Origin of the sequence: Mesorhizobium sp. XAP4, assembly GCF_029269325.1 — a bacterium.
Classification (GTDB): Bacteria; Pseudomonadota; Alphaproteobacteria; order Rhizobiales; family Rhizobiaceae; genus Mesorhizobium; species Mesorhizobium ciceri.
Map to the genome: position 1 here is coordinate 233,477 of NZ_JARIXW010000001.1, position 20,822 is coordinate 254,298.

Sequence of the window (20,822 nt, forward strand, 5' to 3'; positions counted from 1 at the left end):
CTCGTTCAACGTTCCAGAAGGAATCTTCATCATGAATGAGCTGAATTTCGTCACAACGGGCGACGGCACGCGCATCGCCTACCGCTTCGACGGCGAGGCAAGCAAGCCGGTGCTGGTGCTGTCGAATTCCATCGGCACCACGCTGCACATGTGGGATGGGCAGGTCGGCGAATTGTCGAAGCATTTTCGTGTCCTGCGCTACGACTTTCGCGGCCATGGCGGATCGAGCGTTCCGGTCGGCGCCTATTCGCTGGACCGGCTTGGCCGCGACGTCATCGAGTTGCTCGATGCGCTCGACCTGCAACGCGTACATTTCCTTGGCCTGTCGCTCGGCGGGTTCGTCGCGCAGTGGCTCGGCATCCACGCGCCCGAGCGGATCGACCGGCTGATCCTGAGCAACACCTCGTCCCATCTGGCGCCGGCAAGCTATTTCGACGAGCGGATCGCTGCGGTGCGCCAGGCGCCGGACATGTCGGAAACCGCCGAGACGTTCCTGAGCAACTGGTTCCCCGCGTCGCTGGTTGCCGCCAACGAGCCTGTGGTCGAAGACTTTCGCGCCATGCTGCTGGCTATCGACCGGCAGGGCCTGGCGGGTCTGTTCGCGGCGGTTCGCGACGCGGACCTTCGCCGTACCGTGGCACTGATACCCCGGCCGACGCTGGTGATCGCCGGTCGGCACGACACGGTGACGGCAGCCAGCCACAGCGAGCTGATCGCCGCGACGGTGCCCGGCGCGAAGCTGGTTGTGCTGCCTGCGGTCCATCTGTCGAACATCGAATATCCGGCAGAGTTCATCCAGGCTGTCATCGATTTCTGCGCGGAGCCGAGTGCCGCGACGGCAAAGGCATCCGGCACCAGCCCGGCGGTTGCCGAGCGTTCAAGGGACGCTGCGGTTCACAAGGGCGGGCGCCAGCCGGAGCCTGCGTCAATGTGAGCGCCGGGCCGAGCCGAGCCATCTGGCGAGAAGCTTTTCAACGCCTTTCGGAACGATCCCGTCACCTTGCCATTATCAGCACGAAGGCAGGCTCGGCCAGGCAAACGCCGTAACCGACCTTAGAGACGGTCGGCGACGCACCACTTTCGCGCGCCGACACGAGCACGCCGGAGGAAAGCGATGACTGGACGCAAAACCCACGATCAACAAATTCGCATCATTGAAGAGCGGGAAAACACAAAAAACGCCGGCAAGGATTTTGATGCCGAGGCGGATCTGAAACGATCAGCGGCGGAACGCGAAGCACTGCGCAAGGGATCGGACATGAGGACCGATACACCGGACCTCGTCGATCCAGACGACCGCAACATGCTTCGCGGCAAGAATCAGGAAAGCGCCCATCACAAGAACCGTGCCGACGACTAAAGCGCGTCACGGACCAGCAACGCTCCTGGAACATTCGTCATAGATTGGAGGCAGCCCATGGCACGCGGCAGCAAGAAGCGCATCGGAGCAGGTTCACAGGGAAAGGGTTCCGGCACAGGCGCCATGACCGTGACGCCAAAAGACAAGCTCGAAGAAAACAAGGTTCTGTCCAATCGCGACAAGGCACAGCATTCCAAAGAACGCGGTTTGGACTCCAGGCAGGTCGCGACCGAGCAGCATCAGGATCATGCCGCCAACCGTTTGCGGGACTGACGCCCGACAGGGGCGCCAGCCTCGGCCTGGCTGTCCGGGGAGCCGTCAGATTCGTGCCATCTCTATTTGACACCGAGGCTTTCCGGCCAGAGCGCCTGGATTTCCTTCGGCAGCGCATCGCGCACCTTAGCCGATTGGCCAAGATCAATATGCCGTGCAAGAACTCGGAACACCGAGCGTGCTGCATCCTCGGGATCGACGGGGCGGATCGATTTCAATTCCTCGCCGATGTGCTGCGAGAAGTTTTCCAGGGAGCGCGTTTTGTCCGGCTCGGCTGCGGGCCGGTAGTGGTCGTAATAGGCGCCGCGCACCAGGAGCGGCAGTTCCGCCCCAAGTTTGGCCGCAAGCCCGATCTGCAGCCTGTCCCTTACGGTCCGCAGGACCGCGCCCAATATGTGCCATGCAATTCGCCGATCCGGACCATGATCGTCCATGATCTCGTCGAGCCAGATGTTGGTTGTCTGCAGCGTCCTGTCAAAGACATCCAAACCGGTAGCGCTCATCATCGCCTCCTCATCAAATTCATGTCTGGTTTCGAAACGATGCTCAGGGACAATCGTTTCGCTATCTGTCGACAAATTGGCTCGGCCTGTGATCCGGCTCTGCCCCGGGATCCACGGTAGCGGTCTTGGTTGCGCCGGAACCCCTTCCGAAGCAGTTCGTTCCTGGGTGGGCGGCTTTGAGGAACTGGTTGGGGGGAGCGCGTCCTGCAACGGATTTTTTGCGATGCCTGCAAGAAAGACAAAAACCAATGAAGGCGAGAACCGACAGCAACTCCTGCAGATGATGACGACGGAGCATTTGGTGCTGGGGACCGCCAGGGCGGCGACTATTCAGGAGGCAAATCAGCGCGCAAATTTGTTCCTGACTTCGGTATCCAGCGCCACGATCGCCCTTGCTTTCGTGGCCCAGGTGACGAGGATGGGGCTTCCTTTCATGCTGTTCAGCCTGATCCTGTTGCCGTGCCTCTACTTCATTGGGCTGGTGACATTCGTCAGGGCTGTGCAGGTGGCCATCGAAGACATGGTCCACGCCCGCGGCATGGCACGCATCAGGCATTGCTACACCGAGTTCGCCCCTTCGATGGCGCGCTATCTGGTTCACTCCACCCATGACAACCAAACGGCTCTGCTGGCCGATGTCGGCCTCAAGCCAAGGCCCTGGCAAGCGTTCGCCGGAACCGCAGGGATGGTGAATGTCGTCAACGGTGCCATCGCCGGTGTCTTTGCCGGCGTGATGCTCAAGGTTGTCGTTGGCTCGACGGTCAGTCTCGCCGTGACTGTCGGCATTCTAGCTTTTGCGGTGAGCAACTGGTGCCTGTGGCAATATCACAGGCGCAGTTGGGCAAGCGCGGAACACAAGCTGAAGGTGCTGTTTCCAAACGTGCCGGACAGCGACGGCAAGGCGCGGATCGGATAACGCGTCCGAGAGGGCAGGAGCATCAACTCGCGCTAGGCGGAAACCTCAAGCACGATCTTGCCACGCACATGCTCATTTTCCAGCCGTTCTTCCGCTTTGGCGACCTCTCCAAGAGGGTAGGTGGCTTGCACGAAGGGGGTGACCTTGCCGGTCTCGATGAGGCGGCCGATCTCGGCAAGATGCGCCGCATTCGGCTCGGCCAGGTAGGAGACGCCACGCGCCCGACGCAAGTTTGCCTTTTCCTGCGACGGTTGGGAAAGCGTGGAAACGAGCGTCCCGCCAGGCTTGAGCACCTCCCAGGAGCGCTCCTGCGTGTCGCCCGCGACAAGATCGAACACCAGGTCGACCGCATCGACGACCTCTTCGAAACGCTGATTCTTGTAGTCGACCGTCTGATCGGCGCCAAGCTCACGCACGAAAACGACGTCCTCGGCGGAAACGGTTGTCGCGACGAACGCGCCCGCGGCCTTGGCCAGCTGGATCGCCAGATGACCGACGCCGCCGGCGCCGCCATGGATGAGAACCCGTTGTCCGGATTTGAGGCCGCCATGGTCGAAAAGGCCTTGCCATGCGGTGATGCCGGCAAGCGGCACCGCCGCGGCTTCGACATGGCTTAGACGATCCGGTTTGGCAGCCGCTTCCGTCGCCTTGACCACGACATATTCGGCATTGCCGCCCCGGTCATGACCAAGCATCGCAAACAACGGGTCGCCCTTCTTCAACGTATGCGCCCGCGTACCGCATATTTCCACCGTGCCGGATACGTCGCGCCCGAGCGTGACCGGCAGGGTCTCGCTCACCGACCCTTCGCGGGTCTTGTAGTCGATCGGATTGACGCTTGCGGCGCGGACCCTGAGCACAACCTCGTCGTCAAGGGGCTGAGGCGAGGGGACCTGATCGATCGAAAGGACCTCAGGTCCGCCAAAAGCGTGGATGCGGATTGCTTTCATGTCGGCATACCTCCTGTTGTCTGGCTTTCGGCGACGCTGTCTGCAGGGCTGTCGTCAGCGGCTGTGCAACCGGGGTTGCGGCGGCAGGCACGCTGGCCTCCCGGGGGGCCAACGTCAGATGATTTTCCACCGTCATCGGCGACCCAGCGGGATGCCAATTTGTCGGCGGCCAATCCGTCACGATCAGGCCGCCGCAAGGACGCCCAGTCCTGCTAGGCCGTAGACTGCGTCGGCGGGCTCTGGTTCATCATCCACAGCTCGATCGCAGCCAGCACCGCGACCAGAACGCCGATTACAACATGCACGCCCATGGCTGTGGTTGCCTGGAATCCAAGCACCCAGGGAGACACAACTACCCAAAGACCCACAACGAGGTTCAGCCATTCCTCCCAGACAGCAAAGGCGAAGAGGGCGGCAACCGAAAGCACGACAATCACGATGCCGCTGCCCATGGCATTCTGGGACTGTGTCCCCGCCGCGAAGGCGAATATCCATGGAGAGAAGAAGAGAATTGCTCCGAGGACCAGATTTGCTACGTCACAGAGCTTGGCGTTTGACCATTGGTTCATGATTTTCTCCATCAAGCGTGCTCTCCACGCTTCCGAAGCTCAATCGGTGGCCTTGAAACCGTCGGTCACATGGCGGCAAGGCTACAACCAGACTTGCTGGCTTTCTAACTGGAGAGCAGGCCGTTGGCTCCAACCAATCGGCCTGGACACGGCACCGGGAACTGTCCTCGCCGGGAGCATTCAGCCACTCCCGATCCGTTCGCGACATACAACGCGGCGGGAAGGTGCGAGGCGCAGGCGATTACCCATGTCTCGATCATAGTCGTCACCCGGAGCGCCAGTCCTCGAAGAAGACGTTCAATGTAAGCGTGATGTGTTCGCGTTCTGGCAGCCTTCTGTGCCGCTTCCTTCCTGCCGCGGGTACCCTTGGTCCGCACTGCCTTGCGCGCGGCGGCGGAACGACCGGATGCGCCTTTCGTTTCGGCGGCCTTCTCGGCGGCGGCCGCCCGCGCCATGGGCGCGCGTTGTCTCTGGGGACCAACGCGCCGAGGTCGCAAATGATCCGATCCCAGCCTTTGGCTTGCCGGCATCGACGACGCGCGGGGAGTCAGACGCTGGCAAACCTCGGAGATCGGGATCGATACCGGTTCACGACGGGTTGCTGATCAATGCGCATGGTTCGCATGCCGAAGCGGACGTCACGGCTGCGTGCAAATCGGCACTGGCTGCGGCGGCGGTGCCGGATGATCCTTCCTGTATTGGGCGATGATCGGCTCGAGGGTCTTTCGCGGCCAGAATTTCGGTGTGCCGATTTCCTTCAGGCAGGACGCGTTCCAATAGGCGCCCGGCTGTGAATGGTTGGCTGCGACCGCGGCGATGTCGCGCGATTCCGGGTAGATGTAGAGCGTCGTCGGATTGTCCTTGACCATCGGGATAATCTGCTGCGCATCCGCCGGCGACCAACTGGTGCAGCCATTGCTGCGACCGCCGGCATAATCCACCAGCTTGCCGAACGGCACGAAGCCGTCATGGTCGGCATGCGAGCTGTTCGGATTTTTGCGCAGGCACAGGCCGTGCAGCACCTGGGCCGCGTGGCCGCCGATCACCCGCTGCCTGGCGTTCGCGGCTTCGCCTTCGCCGTCGAACTGGATGAAGGTGCGCTGGAAAGCCACGTCCCGTTTCGCACCGGTGCGGTAATAACCCTTGAACGAGGTTTTCGCCTCGCGGGTCATATAGGCGCCGCCGGCCGTCAACGATGAATCCATCGCATTGCCGAAGTTCCTAGCGCACCGCTTGCCGTTCGAAAAATCGACGACGCCCTTCAGATTCCGCCCGCTGCCATGACCCGACGAAATCGCGCGGAAGGAGTCGCTGCCCTCGCAGATGACGTAGTAGCGGCGGCCGAGCACGCCATTGCCCAGATCGCTGGGGCGTGTCGCATCCATGGCGAAGTAGCAGGGGTTCTTGACGGCCCCTTGGGCGACCTTCTTCCGATAAAGCGCGCGGGCACGTTCGAGGACAATTTGTGAGATCTGGCCGTCGCTGTTGCCGACATGAGCCTGCAGCCAGGCCGGAACGTCAGATGATGCGGCAAAGGATCGAGCCGACACCGTCACGGCGATGACGGCGACGAAAAAGCTGGCGACGACGCCCAGACAAACAGATCTCAACCGCACGGATCAATTCTCCTGTCGAAGCGAATGGCTATTTCTTGCGGTATTGCCGCGAGAATCGATCATAGATGGCCTCGCATTATCAGGCGAAACACATCTTGTTTAGCGTACCCGCATGAAGATCCGTAAAGCAGGTCGATGCATGCAAACGCCTACGCCGACATGCTGGCTCCAGGCTTGCGGCGGACGTCTTCGCATCCTTGAAGCAGGGCAACAAACTCGGGTTGGCGGGTTCCTTCGAGCTCGTCGGCGCGTTGGCTGACGGAGCATCAAACGAAAAACCCGCCTGTGCGGCGGGCCATTGGCGCAAATCAGCACCATGGACAAATATGTACCATAGCTGAGTGCAGGGAGTCAAGAAAAAATTCCTATCGCGAAAAGCCGCGAGTTCGGAACCTGATCTCTCGAGTTCCGCGATTTTCGATACGCAGGGATTGAGCTATCATCTGATTCTGGCGTGGCTCACGCCTCCTCCCTCCGCCGGGAAAGCATCATCCATGCAGGGCCTCTCATCACCGAACCAACTGTTCGAGCGCTTGGCATAAGGAGGGGTTGCGAAAACGGCTCGCACCAGGAGGTTTGTCATGAAGTTGTCCGCGCCCGTCTATCATCTGAAGCGTCAAGCCAGGCTTTTGTCCCGCGAGGCCAAAATTCCGCTCCACGAAGCGCTTGACCGCGTTGCAGTACGGGAAGGTTTCGCCAGTTGGAGCCTGCTTGCGGCCAAGGCAGCCGGGGCGGCGCCTGCCGGCACACTGTTTGCGCAACTTGCGCCCGGCGATCTGGTCCTGGTCGGTGCACGACCCGGCCACGGCAAGACGCTGATGAGTCTCGAACTGGCAATCGAAGCCATGAAGTCCGGCAGTCGGGGCGTGTTCTTCACGCTGGAGTATACGCAGCGGGATGTGCTCGACCGGTTTCGAGCCATCGGGGCAGACCCGGTGCAGTTCAACGACCGGTTCGTGTTCGACAATTCCGACGCCATCAGCGCCGACTATATCGTCAAGGCATTGGGCTCGGCGCCGCGCGGCACGCTGGTGGTGATCGACTATCTGCAACTGCTCGACCAGAAGCGGCAAAATCCGGAGCTGATGGCGCAGGTTCGCACGCTGAAAGCGTTTGCCGGCGACAGGGGATTGATCCTCGTCTTCATCTCGCAGATCGACCGGTCCTACGACCCGGCGCAGAAGCCGGTTCCCGATATCGGCGATGTGCGGTTGCCGAACCCTCTGGATCTGTCGCTGTTCAACAAGACCTGCTTCCTGAACAAGGGCGAGATCCGGTTCCACGCGGCAGGCTGACGATCGGGTCAGCCAAGCCTTCATTGAGCGGCTGCCGGCAGATTCACGGGCTGCGCAAGCAATGCCGAGCCGTGCTGCGCCCGCAACGTATCGGCCGCCTGGCGAACCACTTCGGATATAAGCAGCAGCTGTTTGGCGATCGGACTTGTCTTGCGCCAGATCATGCCGATCGTCCGCGACGGTTGGGGGTTGGCAAAGTGGGCGACAGACACCGCCGCCGAGCGCGTCTCCACCGGCACGGCCATTTCGGGAATCAAGGTGACGCCGACACCGGCGCCGACCATTTGCACCAGGGTCGACAGCGAGCTGCCGTCCAGCAACTCCCTTGGCCGCGCCGAATGCATGTTGCAGAACGACAGCGCCTGATCGCGAAAACAATGGCCTTCCTCCAGCAGAAGCAGCCGCATCTCGCGCAGCATTTCGCGGTTGGGGACCGGCTTTCCCTCGTCCTCGCCGGGCCGGACCAGCACGAAGTTCTCGGCAAACAGCACGATTTCCGTCAGCGAGGGTTCCGACACCGGCAAGGCGACGATGGCCGCGTCGAGCCGGCCGTCGGCCAGTTCCTGGATCAGCTTCTGCGTTTGCGTTTCGCGCACGTGGATATCGAGCCCGTCATGCATGCGGGCGAGGTGGCCGATGATGGCAGGCAGGAGGTAGGGTGCGATCGTCGGGATCACGCCGATGCGCAACCGTCCCACCAGCCGGTCGCGCGAGGCGCGGGCCAGATCCGTCAGCTCATCCACCGAGCGCAGGATGTCGCGGACGCGCAAGGCGAATTCCTCGCCGAAATTGGTCAGCCGGACCTGGCGTGGGCCTCTTTGGAAAAGCTCCGTGCCCAGCGTTTCCTCCAACTCCCGGATCTGCACCGAGATGGCGGGCTGCGAGATCGAGCAGGCATCGGCGGCGCGGCCGAAATGATTGTGCCGGGCCAGCGCCTCGAAATAACGCAGCTGCTTCAGCGTCAGGTTTGTCATAATGTCATCTTATCGCTGCAATCAGGAAATCCAACTTAAATTAATCAAGCGGCTTTGCTATAGGAGTCGTAACGAAGATGAGGAGCAGCCGGGACCGCCTGGTGAGGCGCATGCCCGCAGCAACAGGACATCCAACATATTCGGTCGCGTATCGGGCTCAGGTCATCGCGCCAGCCATGAAACGGACCGCCTACAGGGACATTTTTGTGTTCCTGTTCACGCAGCAGTTGAACAGCTCAACTCAGCCACGATCGGAGAGAAGAACATGGACGCACAGACCGATGATCCCAGTGCCGGCAAATGCCCCGTTGCGCACGGATCCTCCAGCAGGACGAACCGTGACTGGTGGCCGAACCAACTGGACCTTGGCGTTCTGCATCAGCAGTCGAACCTTTCGGACCCGATGGGCGAAGAGTTCGACTATGCCGAGGAATTCAAGTCGCTCGATCTCGATGCGGTGATCAAGGACCTGCACCAGGTGATGACGGATTCGCAGGATTGGTGGCCGGCCGACTTCGGCCATTACGGGCCGCTGTTCATCCGCATGGCCTGGCACAGTGCCGGCACCTACCGCATCGGCGACGGCCGTGGCGGCGCCGGGGCCGGCCAGCAGCGTTTTGCTCCGCTCAACAGCTGGCCGGACAATGCCAATCTCGACAAGGCGCGCCGGCTGCTGTGGCCGGTCAAGCAGAAATATGGCCGCAAGATCTCCTGGGCCGACCTGCTGATCCTCACCGGCAACGTCGCGCTGGAATCGATGGGCTTCAAGACCTTCGGTTTCGCCGGCGGCCGCGCCGACGTCTGGGAACCCGAGCAGGACGTCGATTGGGGTTCGGAAACCAAGTGGCTCGACGACAAGCGCTACTCCGGCGACCGCGAACTCCAGGGCCATCTCGGCGCCGTCCAGATGGGTCTGATCTATGTCAATCCGGAAGGGCCGAACGGCAAGCCGGATCCGCTGGCCTCGGCACGCGATATTCGCGAGACGTTCGGCCGCATGGCCATGAACGACGAGGAGACCGTGGCGCTGATCGCCGGCGGCCACACCTTCGGCAAAACCCACGGCGCCGGCGATGCTTCGCTTGTGGGTGCGGAGCCGGAAGGCGCCGGCATCGAAGCGCAGGGCCTCGGCTGGTCGAGCAAGCATGCCACGGGCATCGCCGGCGATGCCATCACCTCGGGCCTCGAGGTGACCTGGACCACGACGCCGACCAAGTGGAGCAACAACTTCTTCGACAATCTGTTCAACTTCGAATGGGAGCTGACCACGAGCCCTGCGGGCGCCCATCAGTGGACGCCGAAGGGCGGCGCCGGTGCCGGCACCGTGCCGGATGCCCACGATCCGTCCAAGCGCCGCGCGCCTGCCATGCTGACGACCGATCTCGCGCTGCGGGTCGATCCGGCCTACGAGAAGATCTCGCGGCGCTTCCATGAGCATCCGGACCAGTTCGCCGACGCGTTTGCCCGCGCATGGTTCAAGCTGACCCATCGCGACATGGGTCCGGCCGTTCGCTATCTCGGCCCGCTCGTGCCCAAGGAAGAACTGATCTGGCAGGATCCGATCCCCGCGGTCGACCACGAACTGGTCGGCGAGCAGGACATTGCGTCGCTGAAGGCGAAGATCCTGGCATCGGGCCTGTCGGTTTCCGAATTGGTCTCGACGGCGTGGGCTTCGGCCTCGACGTTCCGCAATTCCGACAAGCGCGGTGGTGCCAATGGTGCACGTATCCGACTGGCGCCGCAGAAGGATTGGGAGGTCAACCAGCCGGCGGAACTGTCGAAGGTGCTGGCCAGGCTGGAAGCCATCCAGAAGGAGTTCAACGCGGCACAGACCGGCGGGAAAAAGATCTCGCTGGCCGACCTCATCGTTCTCGGCGGTGTCGCCGCTGTCGAGAAGGCGGCGAAGGATGGCGGCCACGAGGCCAAGGTGCCGTTCACGCCGGGTCGCATGGATGCTTCACAGGAACAGACGGATGTCCATTCCTTTGCCGCGCTCGAGCCGAAAGTCGATGGCTTCCGCAACTATGTCAGGGGCAAGCAGCCGATGTCGGTCGAAGCCATGCTGGTCGACCGGGCGCAATTGCTGTCGCTGACCGCACCCGAAATGACGGTGCTGGTCGGCGGTCTTCGTGTGCTCGGCGCCAACACGGCCAACTCGAAGCACGGCGTGTTCACCGACCGGCCGGGTACGTTGACCAACGACTTCTTCGTCAACCTGCTCAGCATGAACACGATCTGGGATCCGGCCGCCGGCTCCGACGAAGTCTACGAGGCGCGTGACCGCAAGACCAAGGCGGTCAAGTGGACCGGCACCCGTGCCGACCTGATCTTCGGCTCGCACGCCCAATTGCGCGCGCTTGCCGAGGTCTACGGGTCGGCGGACGCCAAGGCGAAATTCACCAGGGATTTCGTTGCGGCATGGACCAAGGTGATGAACGCCGACCGCTTCGACATCGCCTGAGATCGCTAAAGGTGCTCCGGCGCGGCCGCGCCGGATCGCCGGTCCTCCCAAGGACACAACGCCAGGGCCGCGTTTCCAGTGATGGGAGCGCGGCCTCTGTCGTATGGGGCCGCGCTTTGGTGGACCGCGCCTCCCTGGTCAAGCGTGCTATTTTGTGGGTATCGCGTCTGCACCGGTGCACCATGATCGAAATCGTCAAACCCGCGTTCGAACATCTGCTGTCCTACAAGGCGGCACTCGAACGCGGCTGGTCGCCGGACAATGTGCGATTGCTGGAAGCGACGCGCGAGCAGCTTGCGGCAATCGAAAGGGATCCCGTGGCTTTTCTCGCCGACCTCGATGATCCCCAGGCCAGGGGCGGTCCGATCACCTTGCCCGACGGCAAAAAGGTGCCGCGCCTGCCAGGCTTCCGCCGCTGGATCTGGGACGGCGAGGCGTCGGGCTCGATCGGCTTTCGCTGGCAGAAGGGCACGTCGGACCTGCCGCCGCATGTGCTCGGCCATATCGGCTATGCGGTGGTGCCGTGGAAGCGGCGGCGCGGCTACGCTACACAGGCGCTGCGCCTGATGCTGGAGGAGGCGAGGGCGGTCGGCCTGGCTCACGTCGAGATCACCGCCAAACCGGGCAATCCGGCCTCGCACAAGGTGATCCTGGCCAATGGCGGCAAGCTCGTCGAACGCTTTTTCGAGGACGCCGCCTATGGCGGAGCAGAAAGCTTGCGGTTCCGAATCGAGCTGTAGGATGTATCTCAACCATGCTCATCGGCGCACAGCGCATGATCCGACAGCGCGCGGATGACGTAGCAATCACCGACCGTCTGGCCATTGCAGCACGTGGCGATGCGTTCGAGCTCGGCCTCGAGCCGCTTCAACTGGGCAATCTTTTCCCGCACCGAGATCAGTTGCTCCTCGGCGATCTTGTCGGCGTGGCCGCAGGGTTGCTCGGGGTGGCCGCTCAAATCGATCAGAGAGCGGATGTCCTCGACGGCGAAACCGAGATCGCGGGCGTGGCGGATGAAGGCCAACCGCTCCAGCTCCTGCCTGGAATAGCGGCGCTGGTTGCCTTCCGAGCGCTCGGGTGCGGCAACAAGGCCCATCTGCTCGTAGTAGCGGATGGTCGGCACCTTGACCCCGGTGCGGCGCGAGAGATCACCAATCGAAAACATGAATTGCCTCTTGAAGCTCTAGTGACTAGAGCAATTACAGTGCCTGACATCAGCGTTCAAGACCATGCGGCGACGCCGCGCGGGCAAGACAGACAGGTGATGTGATGACGGCGCCCCTCGACCAGGTAAAAATCAGGCAGACGCGGTTCAAGATCGGCGGCATGGATTGCGCCTCTTGCGCAACCAAGATCGATACGGCGGTGCGTCGCCTAGACGGCGTCGCCGATGTCTCGGTTTCGGTGACCGGTGCCAGCATGACGGTCAGCCATGGCGGCGCGTTGCCGGAAGACAAGGTGCTGCAGCAGGTGGCTCGGCTCGGCTACGGCATCGTCAAGGCCGAGGCACATGTATCGCCGATGTCAAACAAGGCGCACGCCGATCACGTCCACAATGACCATGAAGGCCACGATCATGCGAGCCACGATCCCGATCATGGCCATTCCGAGACGGGGCAGGCGTGGTGGCGTTCCCGCCGGGCGGTGCTGACGCTCGCCTGCGCGGCAGCGCTTCTCGCCGCATACGGCATCGGCCATCTGTTCCCGGTGGCGGAACGCGGGGTGTTCCTGGCCGCGCTGTTGGTCGGCCTGGTGCCGATCGCACGGCGCGCGCTGATGGCGGCATTGGCCGGCACGCCGTTTTCGATCGAGATGCTGATGACCATCGCGGCGATAGGCGCCGTGATGATCGGTGCCACTGAAGAGGCCGCCGCCGTGGTGGTGCTCTTCCTGATCGGCGAGCTTCTGGAGGGTGTCGCCGCCGGCCAGGCGCGGGCGAGCATCCAGGGACTTGCCGATCTGGTGCCGAAGACGGCCTTGGTCGAGCGCGCAGGCGGCACATCGGAGTGTCCCGCCGAAGACCTTGCGGTCGGCGACATCATCCTGGTGCGGCCGGGCGACCGCATCCCGGCCGATGGCGAGATCATCGAGGGCGCGAGCGAAATTGACGAGGCGCCGGTGACCGGCGAGAGCACGCCGAAGCGCAAGGGCGTTGCGGACGCCGTCTTTGCCGGCACGATCAGCACCGACGGCGTGCTGAAGGTGCGGGTAACGGCGGCCGCTTCCGACAACACCATCGCCCGAATCGTGCGGCTGGTGGAGGAGGCGCAGGAGGCCAAGGCGCCGACAGAGCGCTTCATCGATCGCTTCTCGCGCACCTACACGCCGGCGGTGCTGGCGGTCGGTGCGCTGGTGGCATTGTTGCCGCCGCTGCTTGCCGGCGGCGACTCGAACGAATGGATCTACAAGGGCCTGGCGATCCTGCTGATCGGCTGCCCCTGCGCACTGGTCATCTCGACCCCGGCGGCGATCGCCGCGGGCCTTGCGACCGGTGCGCGGCGTGGCCTGTTGATGAAAGGCGGTGCGGTGCTGGAAGGCTTTCGCCGGATCACGGCGGTCGCCTTCGACAAGACCGGTACGCTGACCGCAGGCAAGCCTGTCGTCACCGACATCGTGGCGTATGGAAGGGATGAACGCACCGTGCTGGCGCTGGCGGCAGCACTGGAGCAGGGCTCCAGCCATCCGTTGGCGATGGCGATCCTGGACCGGGCCAAGGCCGACAAGGCGCCGGTGCCGCCGGCTCTCGCGGCGAAGGCAATCTCGGGCAAGGGTGTCGAGGGCAGCGTTGGCGGCGTCGCCGTCTTCCTCGGCTCCGGCCAGGCGGCGGGCGAACGCGCCGACATGACGCAAGCGCAGCGCCTCGTCGTCGACAGCTTCAACGGCCAGGGCAAGACGGTGTCAGTGCTCGTCGCCGATGGCGTGGTGGCCGGGCTGATTGCCATGCGCGACGAGCCGCGGCCGGATGCTGCGGCCGGGATCGCGGCGCTGAAGGCCGAGAGCATCCGCGCAGTGATGCTGACCGGCGACAACCGCCGCACGGCGCAAGCCATCGCCGCTTCGCTCGGCATCGAGGCGCGGGCGGAGCTGTTGCCCCAGGACAAGCAGCGCATCGTCGGCGAATTGCAGCGCGAGGGTTTCAAGGTTGCCAAGGTCGGCGACGGCATCAACGACGCGCCGGCGCTCGCGGCCGCCGATATCGGCATTGCCATGGGCGGCGGCACCGACATGGCGCTGGAGACCGCGGACGCGGCGATCCTGCACGGCCGCGTCATGGACGTCGCGCGTATGGTGAAACTGTCGCGGGCGGTGATGGCCAATATCGGCCAGAACATCACCGTGGCGCTGGGGCTGAAGGCGGTGTTCCTGGTCACCACCATTTTGGGCATCACCGGCCTGTGGCCGGCGATCCTGGCCGATACCGGCGCGACCGTGCTGGTCACCGCCAACGCCATGCGCCTGCTGCGCTGGCGCGGGTGAAGTGTTTTTGGTTGATCACGATCTTTTCGGAAAACCGGCGTCCACTTTTCCGGATCGTGATCTACTCGGCTGGGGCTGTCAGCGGCGGCGTGGCGTTGCTGCGCCCTTCCCAGACATAAGAGGCGAGCGCCACTGCCACGGCGACCAGCATGGCGATGGCGCCGAGCAGCGGCAGGCTGCGGTAGCCATAGCCGCTGTTCAGCATCGCGGCGCCCAACGAAGCGGCCAGCGCGATGCCGACATTGAAGCCGGACGGAATGAGCGACGAAGCGAGGTTGGAAGCATCTGCCGTCCAGGCCAGGATGCGGGTCTGGATCGGCGTGCCGATGGCGAAGTTGAGACCGCCCCAGATGACGATCGCCACAACCATCGGCAGGGGATAGGGGCTGACGGCATAGATGACGCCAAGCGTCACCGCCTGCAGGGCCAGCATGGTGATCAATGACGGCATCAGCTTCCAGTCGGAGAGCTTGCCGCCGAGGAAGACGCCAAGGGTTGCGCCGACGCCGTTGAGCAGCAGCACCCACGGCACCAGGTTCTCGTCGAGACCGGTGACTTCCAGCAGTGTCGGGGTGATGTAGGTGAACAGGCCGAACTGGCCGATCATCAGCATCAGCATCAGGATCAGCGATGTCCAGACCTGCTGGCGGGCCAGCACGCGGACCTCGCGGGCGAAACCGGCGGGCTTGGCCGATGAGCCGGTGGTGCGCGGCAAAAGGGCTGCCATGGCAAGCGTTGCCGCGACACCCAGCGCGCACATCACCCAGAAAGTCGCACGCCAGCCCCAGATGTTGCCGATCGCGGTGCCGGCCGGCACGCCGATGACGTTGGAGACGGTGAGGCCGGACAGGATGACGGCGACAGCCATGCCGCGCTGGTCCTCGCGCACGAGACCGACGGCGACGACCATGGCGACGCCGAAATAGGCGCCATGCGCGACCGCCACGGCAATGCGCAACAGAAGCATCGAGGTGAAATCGGGCGCCAGCGCGCAAGCCGCCTGGCCAATGGTGAAGGCGATGGCGAGGCCTAGCAGCAGGCTCTTGCGCGACAATGACTTGGTGGCGAGCGCCAGCAGCGGGCCGCCGATGGCGATGCCGCCGGCATAGCCGGAGACGAGATAGCCGGCGGAGGGAACCGAGACGCCCAGGCCTTGCGCCACCTGCGGCAGCACGCCGGCAATGACGAATTCGGTGGTGCCGAAGGCAAAGGCGGCGATGAACAGGGCGATGAGCGGAAGCGACATGGGGAAGCCTTAGCTGGAAGCGCCTCAAACCACGGATGGGCTTTGCGGGCAATCCAGAAATTTTTGTCGCGAGTTTAGGTTTTCTTCAGTGGGGGCGAGGCGGTGAAGCGCCAATCTCCCCCTTGTGGGGGAGATGGCCGGGGTAAAGGAAGCGCGCGAACCTATCCAAGCGCGCTCCCTTCCTCTCCCCCGACCGACGGGGTAGAGGAAGGGCGCGATCTTATTTCAACTAGCGCCCTTCCTCTCTCTCCGGAGGCCTCGTGGGGGATTGCTATTCTTCAGCTCGCCTTCAACCGCGACCCCGTCAGCAGGCCGCGCTCTTCAAGCACCGGATAGGCCATCGAGGCCAGCAGCGAATTGATCTGCTTCAGGTCGCGGATGGTGTCGAGATGGATCGAGCTGGTTTCGACGCTCTTGGCGGTGCCGTCGCGCAGCCGCACGAAATGGCTGGCGCTGGTTTCCTTTTCGCGGTCGCGCAGCCGGTCCTTTTCCAGCACCAGCTGGCGGGCGGTCTCGGGATCGCGCGACACCAGAACGTTGAAGGCAAGCCGCGCATTGGCCAGAACCGAGCCATGGAAGGCGCACAGCTCGGCCCAGCCCTCGTCGGTGAATTCCAGTCCGCGCTCGAACTTCTTCTTCACATGCACCAGCATGTTGCGCACGATGATGTCGCCGACCTGCTCGAGCTTGACGCAGGCGCCGATCAGTTCCTGGCAGCGCAGCGCCTCGTCCTCGGTCAGCGGGTTCCTGGTCAGTTTGGCGAGGTAGAGCTTGATCGCGGCGTGCTTGCGGTCGACGCGGTCGTCGAGTGCGGCCAGCGCCTTGATCTTGTCGGCGTCGGCACTTTCATAGAGTTCGATGATACGCTTGAGCATGATCTCGATCGTCTCGCAGACCCGCACCACCTCGCGGGTGGCATTGGCCAGCGCCTGGCTCGGCACGTCGAGCGCGCTTTCGTTGAGTGCGGACAGCTCGACGACGTCAAGCGAGGCGGCCGGCACGGGCTTGGTGCCAAGTGCGACGATCTTCTCCGAAGCGCGGTAGACGAAGCCTGCCAGCGGCAGGCCGGCGAGCAGGATCAGCACATTGAACAGGATGTGGGCATTGACGATCTGGTCCGCCGCCGTCGAACCGAGAAAGGCGAAGTGCGGCCTGAAGATCATGACCAGGATCAGCATGACCAGCGAGCCAAGCCCGCGCATCAGGAGATTGCCGATCGGCACGACGCGCACTTCGGGGCTCGACGAGCGGGTCAGCATCGGCGCGATCATCGAGGAGCCGAGGTTGACGCCAAGGATGAGAACGACGCCAAGTTCGGGCGTGATCAGGCCACGGCCTGCCAGCGTCGCCATCAACAGCACCGCCGCGATGCTCGACTGGAACAGCCAGGTGATCAGTGCCGCCAGCAGATAGGCGGTGATGGAATCGGTCGAGAAGTAGTTGATGATGACCGGCATGAGCTGGCTGTTGCGCAGGGGCTCCGATGCCTGGCCGATCATCTCCAGCGAGAGGATCAGAAGGCCGATGCCGACCAGGATGCGGCCGGACTGGCGCCAGTCGCGCCGCTCGGTGGCCATGAACATGACCGTGCCGGTGATCAGGCACAGTGGCACCAGCAAGGTGAGGTCGAAGGTCAGCAGCTTGACCACCAGCGCCGAGCCGATCTCGGCGCCGCGCACCGCCAATTGGCCCGCGGCGCCAGAGACGATGCCAGAGCCGGCGAAGGAGCCGACCAGCAGCGTGACGGCGGTGGAGCTCTGCAGGGCGATGGCAAGGCCGGTGCCGGCCAGCACCGCCATGATCGGATTGCGCATGGTGGCGCGGAGGCGATGGCGCAGCACGTCGCCATAGGCGCGTTCAACGCCGGTCTTCACCATGCGGGTGGCAAACAGCATCAGCGCCACGGCGCCGGCCAGATGCAGAAGGACGACGGACCCGCTCATTTCGTCCCCTGCATGCAAACAGGGCGCCCGCCCTGTTTTGCGTGGCGATCAGAAGGAAAAACGAGGGAACGAATCATGTTCATGGCGGTGACTTATAATAGCGCGAATATTTTAGCCGGATAATAAAATCTTGTCGATTTCAAGGGCCGTTGCCGCGCGACAGGCGGTGTCGGAAAATGGACGGACGCGCAAATGGTTGCATCGCGGGGCGGGCGCGAAGCGGCGGATAGGCCGAGTTTGCGGTGCGACTGGCTCCTGCCTTTGCGATCATGTTCAGCTTCCTTGGGTAAATCAAGGAATTCATTACCTAATTGTAATGCGTGCGTTCAGTTTCGGTTCATCGATGGGCAGCTACTGCTTCGATATCGACAACCAAGGAGACTTCTCATGAAACGCATCGTCCTTTCCGCACTCGCTTTCTCGATGCTGGCCGCCACGTCGCTCACCGGCCAGGCCGCACCGCTGAATGCGCCGAACGCGCCGCAGTCGAACTACAGCCAGGTCGACTGGCAGAAGCCCGGCCACCACAGCGATGTGAGGAAGCGCGTTTACAAGAAGAAGGTCGTCGTCGTGAAGCGCAACAACTGGCGGCATGGCCAGAAATATTCCGGCTGGAAGCGCCATCAGCCGATCCGCGACTATGGCCGCTACGGCCTGCATCGCCCCGGCCGCGGCCAGGAATGGATCCGCGTCGGCAACGACTATGTCCTGGTCGGCATCCTCTCCGGCGTCATCTTCGGCGCGCTTGCCGCGCATTAATCGGCACCTTGCCGGACATTGAAAAGGGAGGCGGCCCGCTACGGCCGCCTTTCTTTTTGCCTGTGGAAACCGGGTATGGCCCGCATTAAGGGTCGTCGGATTTCGCGGGCGTGATTATATAACCGGGAAACGAGTTCCCCGATGCGCTTTCCACCCGCCTTCCTCGACGAGATACGCGACCGCGTGCCGATTTCATCGGTGATCGGCCAGCGCGTCGCGTGGGACCGCAAGAAGACCAACGCACCACGCGGCGACTATTGGGCGTGCTGCCCGTTTCATGGCGAGAAGAGCCCTTCCTTCCACTGCGAGGACAAGAAGGGCCGCTACCATTGTTTCGGCTGTTCGGTCTCGGGCGATCATTTCAAGTTCCTCACCGAACTGGACGGGATGAGCTTTCCCGAAGCTGTGGAAAAGATCGCCGACATGGCCGGGGTGCCGATGCCGGTCCGCGATGCGCAGGAGGAGCGGCGCGAAAAGGAACGCGCCAGCCTGACCGACGTCATGGAGATGGCGACCGCCTTCTTCCAGGAACGGCTGCAGGGACCGGAAGGCGCCAAGGCGCGTGCCTATCTGCGCGACCGCGGCCTGACGCCGGCGACGCAGCAATCGTTCCGGCTCGGTTTTGCGCCCGACAGCCGCAATGCGCTGAAGGAGCATCTCGCCGCCAGGGGCGTGCCGAAAGCCGATATCGAGGCCTGCGGACTGGTGCGCCACGGCGACGACATCCCGGTTTCCTATGACTGGTTCCGCGACCGCATCATGTTTCCGATCCCGGATTCCAGGGGGAAGATCATCGCTTTTGGCGGCCGCGCGCTGCAGCCCGATGCGCTGGCCAAATACATGAACTCGCCCGACACCGAGCTCTTCCACAAGGGCAACGTGCTTTATAATTTCGCCCGCGCCCGCAAGGCCTTGGCCAAGGGCGGCACGGTCATCGCCGTCGAAGGCTATATGGATGTCATCGCGCTGGCACAGGCCGGCTTCGAGAATGTCGTGGCGCCGCTCGGCACCGCGCTTACCGAGAACCAGCTCGAGCTGCTGTGGCGCATGGCGCCGGAGCCGATGTTGTGCTTCGACGGCGACAAGGCCGGGTTGAAGGCCGCGTGGCGGGCCGCCGACATGGCGCTGCCGTCGGTGCAGGCCGGCCGCTCGGCGCGTTTCGCGCTGCTGCCGGAAGGCAAGGATCCCGACGATCTGGTCAAGGCCGAAGGACCGGATGCGTTTCGTAGCGTTCTGGCCGAGGCGCGGCCGCTGGTCGACCTTTTATGGATGCGTGAGACGGCGGGCGGCGTCTTCGACACGCCGGAGCGGCGGGCCGAGCTCGAGAAGACGCTGCGCGAACTGACCAGCCGCATCCGCGATGAAAGTCTCCGCTACCATTATCAACAGGAGATGCGCGAGCGCGTGTTGAGCTTCTTCGGCTCGCAGCGCGGCACCAGGCAAAGCGGCCGCCAGGATGGGCGCCCGGGCCAGGGCAAGGCAGCCGCTCCCGGCGGGCAGTTCGCCAAGAGCGGTGGCGGCCGCATTGCGATCACCGAAAGTCTCGGCCAGTCGGCTTTGGTCAAACGCGGCGGCGAGGGGATGTCGGTGCGCGAGGCGACGATCATCGTCGCATTGGTCAACCATCCGGCACTGATCGACGAGAATTTCGCCCATATCGAGTTTCTCGATCTTGCCAACTCCGATCTGAGGCGGCTGCATGCGGCAATCCTCGATGCAATGGCGCATGACATGGCCAATGACCGCCAGGCGGTGATTGCGACGATCGAACGCGCCGGCTGCGCCGAGATCTGGGAGCGGGCGGTCGGCCTGATCCGGCGAATGCGGCAATGGCCGGCGCTGGAGACCGCCGCCCTCGAAGATGCCCGCGATGCTTTCAGCCAGGCGCTGCACTTGCAGCGCAGCGCGCGCACCTTACATAAGGAACTGAAACAGGCGGAAGCGGCGCTCGCCACCGATCCCACAGACGAAAACTACCGGCACCTGATCGAAATTCAGGCGCAATTCCAGGATGTGCAAGCCACGGAAGCGCTGATCGAAGGGTTTGGCGTCTCCTCTGGCAGGGCAGGGCGAGCTTAGTTGGAAGCGAGTGAATTGAGAAAGCGTCGTTGCGCGTCGAAATGGCGCGTAACGGGCTAAGTCGGGTAATTGATTCGCTTTTTTCATGCGAATCATGCGAGAGGCGCTTGACCTTCTGGCAGATTGGCGGAATCAGGACGATTCGAAACGTTAACCCGAACCCGCGTCGACGGGAAATAAGCGATGTGAGGTACCGGTCACTGGACAGGCAGCCCGCCTGCCACAGATATCAGGGTTAATCTGGACTTAATGGATGTCGCCCAAAAAAGGGAAACCCGGTTTTGGGGCAACGACATACACCAAACGAAACGAGTTGATGCAGTTACTGGCCCGGTGAAGCGCGTTTCATAAGCGAGCGCATCCGATTTGACTGGTCCGACAGCTTACGCGGCTTTGAAGTT

18 protein-coding genes are annotated in these 20,822 nt (G+C 63.2%); 10 read left to right on the plus strand and 8 right to left on the minus strand.

The window, feature by feature from the left end; translation table 11 throughout:
* Positions 1-31: 31 nt before the first annotated feature.
* The 3 genes from P3C39_RS01220 (at position 32) to P3C39_RS01230 (ending at position 1,633) form a co-directional block, all read left to right on the plus strand.
* Positions 32-934: an alpha/beta fold hydrolase gene (locus P3C39_RS01220; protein ID WP_275952473.1), complete on the plus strand. Its 903-nt coding sequence runs from the start codon at positions 32-34 to the stop codon at positions 932-934.
* A 180-nt stretch (positions 935-1,114) separates the two neighbouring features.
* Positions 1,115-1,360, plus strand: coding sequence for a hypothetical protein (locus P3C39_RS01225; protein WP_027162073.1), 246 nt, complete (start codon positions 1,115-1,117; stop codon positions 1,358-1,360).
* Between the two features lie 57 nt (positions 1,361-1,417).
* The gene (locus P3C39_RS01230; protein ID WP_275952474.1) at positions 1,418-1,633 is read left to right on the plus strand and encodes a hypothetical protein; all 216 of its coding nucleotides are present in this window, start codon (positions 1,418-1,420) and stop codon (positions 1,631-1,633) included.
* Between the two features lie 62 nt (positions 1,634-1,695).
* On the opposite strand, the gene P3C39_RS01235 is transcribed toward P3C39_RS01230, so the two are convergent.
* Positions 1,696-2,136 (minus strand): DUF2267 domain-containing protein, encoded by a 441-nt coding sequence (locus P3C39_RS01235; RefSeq protein WP_013530134.1) that lies wholly within the window; start codon positions 2,134-2,136, stop codon positions 1,696-1,698.
* A gap of 280 nt (positions 2,137-2,416) precedes the next feature.
* Here P3C39_RS01235 and P3C39_RS01240 point away from each other — a divergent pair, with 280 nt between their 5' ends.
* A complete protein-coding gene (locus tag P3C39_RS01240) occupies positions 2,417-3,052 on the plus strand; it encodes a hypothetical protein (protein WP_275952475.1) in 636 nt (211 codons plus the stop codon).
* A gap of 32 nt (positions 3,053-3,084) precedes the next feature.
* Here the strand turns inward: P3C39_RS01240 and P3C39_RS01245 are convergent, their stop codons facing one another.
* From P3C39_RS01245 to P3C39_RS01255, 3 genes are all read right to left on the minus strand, one after another.
* On the minus strand, positions 3,085-4,002 hold the full coding sequence (locus P3C39_RS01245; RefSeq protein WP_275952476.1) for an NADP-dependent oxidoreductase: 918 nt from the start codon (positions 4,000-4,002) through the stop codon (positions 3,085-3,087).
* Positions 4,003-4,214: 212 nt separating this feature from the next.
* Positions 4,215-4,571: an SPW repeat protein gene (locus P3C39_RS01250; protein WP_275953151.1), complete on the minus strand. Its 357-nt coding sequence runs from the start codon at positions 4,569-4,571 to the stop codon at positions 4,215-4,217.
* 638 nt (positions 4,572-5,209) lie between these two features.
* On the minus strand, positions 5,210-6,187 hold the full coding sequence (locus P3C39_RS01255; protein WP_275952477.1) for a hypothetical protein: 978 nt from the start codon (positions 6,185-6,187) through the stop codon (positions 5,210-5,212).
* 581 nt (positions 6,188-6,768) lie between these two features.
* On the opposite strand from P3C39_RS01255, the gene P3C39_RS01260 reads away from it, so the two are divergent.
* Positions 6,769-7,482 (plus strand): DNA helicase, encoded by a 714-nt coding sequence (locus P3C39_RS01260; RefSeq protein WP_275952478.1) that lies wholly within the window; start codon positions 6,769-6,771, stop codon positions 7,480-7,482.
* 20 nt (positions 7,483-7,502) lie between these two features.
* On the opposite strand, the gene P3C39_RS01265 is transcribed toward P3C39_RS01260, so the two are convergent.
* Positions 7,503-8,456: a hydrogen peroxide-inducible genes activator gene (locus tag P3C39_RS01265; RefSeq protein WP_275952479.1), complete on the minus strand. Its 954-nt coding sequence runs from the start codon at positions 8,454-8,456 to the stop codon at positions 7,503-7,505.
* Between the two features lie 265 nt (positions 8,457-8,721).
* Here P3C39_RS01265 and katG point away from each other — a divergent pair, with 265 nt between their 5' ends.
* Complete coding sequence (gene katG, locus P3C39_RS01270; protein WP_275952480.1) at positions 8,722-10,917, plus strand: catalase/peroxidase HPI; 2,196 nt, start codon at positions 8,722-8,724, stop codon at positions 10,915-10,917.
* A 182-nt stretch (positions 10,918-11,099) separates the two neighbouring features.
* A complete protein-coding gene (locus P3C39_RS01275; protein WP_275952481.1) occupies positions 11,100-11,657 on the plus strand; it encodes a GNAT family N-acetyltransferase in 558 nt (185 codons plus the stop codon).
* An 8-nt stretch (positions 11,658-11,665) separates the two neighbouring features.
* Here the strand turns inward: P3C39_RS01275 and P3C39_RS01280 are convergent, their stop codons facing one another.
* Positions 11,666-12,082 (minus strand): helix-turn-helix domain-containing protein, encoded by a 417-nt coding sequence (locus P3C39_RS01280; protein ID WP_013530143.1) that lies wholly within the window; start codon positions 12,080-12,082, stop codon positions 11,666-11,668.
* A gap of 104 nt (positions 12,083-12,186) precedes the next feature.
* On the opposite strand from P3C39_RS01280, the gene P3C39_RS01285 reads away from it, so the two are divergent.
* Positions 12,187-14,394, plus strand: a complete 2,208-nt coding sequence (locus tag P3C39_RS01285) for a heavy metal translocating P-type ATPase (protein ID WP_275952482.1) — start codon at positions 12,187-12,189, stop codon at positions 14,392-14,394.
* 61 nt (positions 14,395-14,455) lie between these two features.
* On the opposite strand, the gene P3C39_RS01290 is transcribed toward P3C39_RS01285, so the two are convergent.
* Together P3C39_RS01290 and P3C39_RS01295 are read right to left on the minus strand one after the other, a co-directional pair.
* Complete coding sequence (locus tag P3C39_RS01290; RefSeq protein WP_024505485.1) at positions 14,456-15,640, minus strand: MFS transporter; 1,185 nt, start codon at positions 15,638-15,640, stop codon at positions 14,456-14,458.
* 278 nt (positions 15,641-15,918) lie between these two features.
* Positions 15,919-17,583 carry a Na/Pi cotransporter family protein gene (locus tag P3C39_RS01295; protein ID WP_275952483.1) on the minus strand — a complete coding sequence of 555 codons (1,665 nt, stop codon included), beginning with the start codon at positions 17,581-17,583 and terminating at the stop codon, positions 15,919-15,921.
* Between the two features lie 387 nt (positions 17,584-17,970).
* Between P3C39_RS01295 and P3C39_RS01300 the strand changes: the two genes are divergently transcribed.
* Positions 17,971-18,342, plus strand: coding sequence for an RcnB family protein (locus tag P3C39_RS01300; protein WP_013530147.1), 372 nt, complete (start codon positions 17,971-17,973; stop codon positions 18,340-18,342).
* Positions 18,343-18,483: 141 nt separating this feature from the next.
* Complete coding sequence (gene dnaG, locus P3C39_RS01305) at positions 18,484-20,421, plus strand: DNA primase (protein ID WP_063168778.1); 1,938 nt, start codon at positions 18,484-18,486, stop codon at positions 20,419-20,421.
* Positions 20,422-20,822: the final 401 nt, after the last annotated feature.

What these genes read in the sequence shown, in the direction of transcription:
- P3C39_RS01280 (WP_013530143.1), bottom strand. Translation starts at nt 12,082, where the DNA reads ATGTTTTCGATTGGTGATCTCTCGCGCCGCACCGGGGTCAAGGTGCCG.
- P3C39_RS01220 (WP_275952473.1), top strand. Translation starts at nt 32, where the DNA reads ATGAATGAGCTGAATTTCGTCACAACGGGCGACGGCACGCGCATCGCC.
- P3C39_RS01245 (WP_275952476.1), bottom strand. Translation starts at nt 4,002, where the DNA reads ATGAAAGCAATCCGCATCCACGCTTTTGGCGGACCTGAGGTCCTTTCG.
- katG (WP_275952480.1), top strand. Translation starts at nt 8,722, where the DNA reads ATGGACGCACAGACCGATGATCCCAGTGCCGGCAAATGCCCCGTTGCG.
- P3C39_RS01275 (WP_275952481.1), top strand. Translation starts at nt 11,100, where the DNA reads ATGATCGAAATCGTCAAACCCGCGTTCGAACATCTGCTGTCCTACAAG.
- P3C39_RS01225 (WP_027162073.1), top strand. Translation starts at nt 1,115, where the DNA reads ATGACTGGACGCAAAACCCACGATCAACAAATTCGCATCATTGAAGAG.
- dnaG (WP_063168778.1), top strand. Translation starts at nt 18,484, where the DNA reads ATGCGCTTTCCACCCGCCTTCCTCGACGAGATACGCGACCGCGTGCCG.
- P3C39_RS01235 (WP_013530134.1), bottom strand. Translation starts at nt 2,136, where the DNA reads ATGAGCGCTACCGGTTTGGATGTCTTTGACAGGACGCTGCAGACAACC.
- P3C39_RS01230 (WP_275952474.1), top strand. Translation starts at nt 1,418, where the DNA reads ATGGCACGCGGCAGCAAGAAGCGCATCGGAGCAGGTTCACAGGGAAAG.
- P3C39_RS01295 (WP_275952483.1), bottom strand. Translation starts at nt 17,583, where the DNA reads ATGAGCGGGTCCGTCGTCCTTCTGCATCTGGCCGGCGCCGTGGCGCTG.
- P3C39_RS01300 (WP_013530147.1), top strand. Translation starts at nt 17,971, where the DNA reads ATGAAACGCATCGTCCTTTCCGCACTCGCTTTCTCGATGCTGGCCGCC.
- P3C39_RS01250 (WP_275953151.1), bottom strand. Translation starts at nt 4,571, where the DNA reads ATGAACCAATGGTCAAACGCCAAGCTCTGTGACGTAGCAAATCTGGTC.
- P3C39_RS01265 (WP_275952479.1), bottom strand. Translation starts at nt 8,456, where the DNA reads ATGACAAACCTGACGCTGAAGCAGCTGCGTTATTTCGAGGCGCTGGCC.
- P3C39_RS01260 (WP_275952478.1), top strand. Translation starts at nt 6,769, where the DNA reads ATGAAGTTGTCCGCGCCCGTCTATCATCTGAAGCGTCAAGCCAGGCTT.
- P3C39_RS01290 (WP_024505485.1), bottom strand. Translation starts at nt 15,640, where the DNA reads ATGTCGCTTCCGCTCATCGCCCTGTTCATCGCCGCCTTTGCCTTCGGC.
- P3C39_RS01285 (WP_275952482.1), top strand. Translation starts at nt 12,187, where the DNA reads ATGACGGCGCCCCTCGACCAGGTAAAAATCAGGCAGACGCGGTTCAAG.
- P3C39_RS01240 (WP_275952475.1), top strand. Translation starts at nt 2,417, where the DNA reads ATGATGACGACGGAGCATTTGGTGCTGGGGACCGCCAGGGCGGCGACT.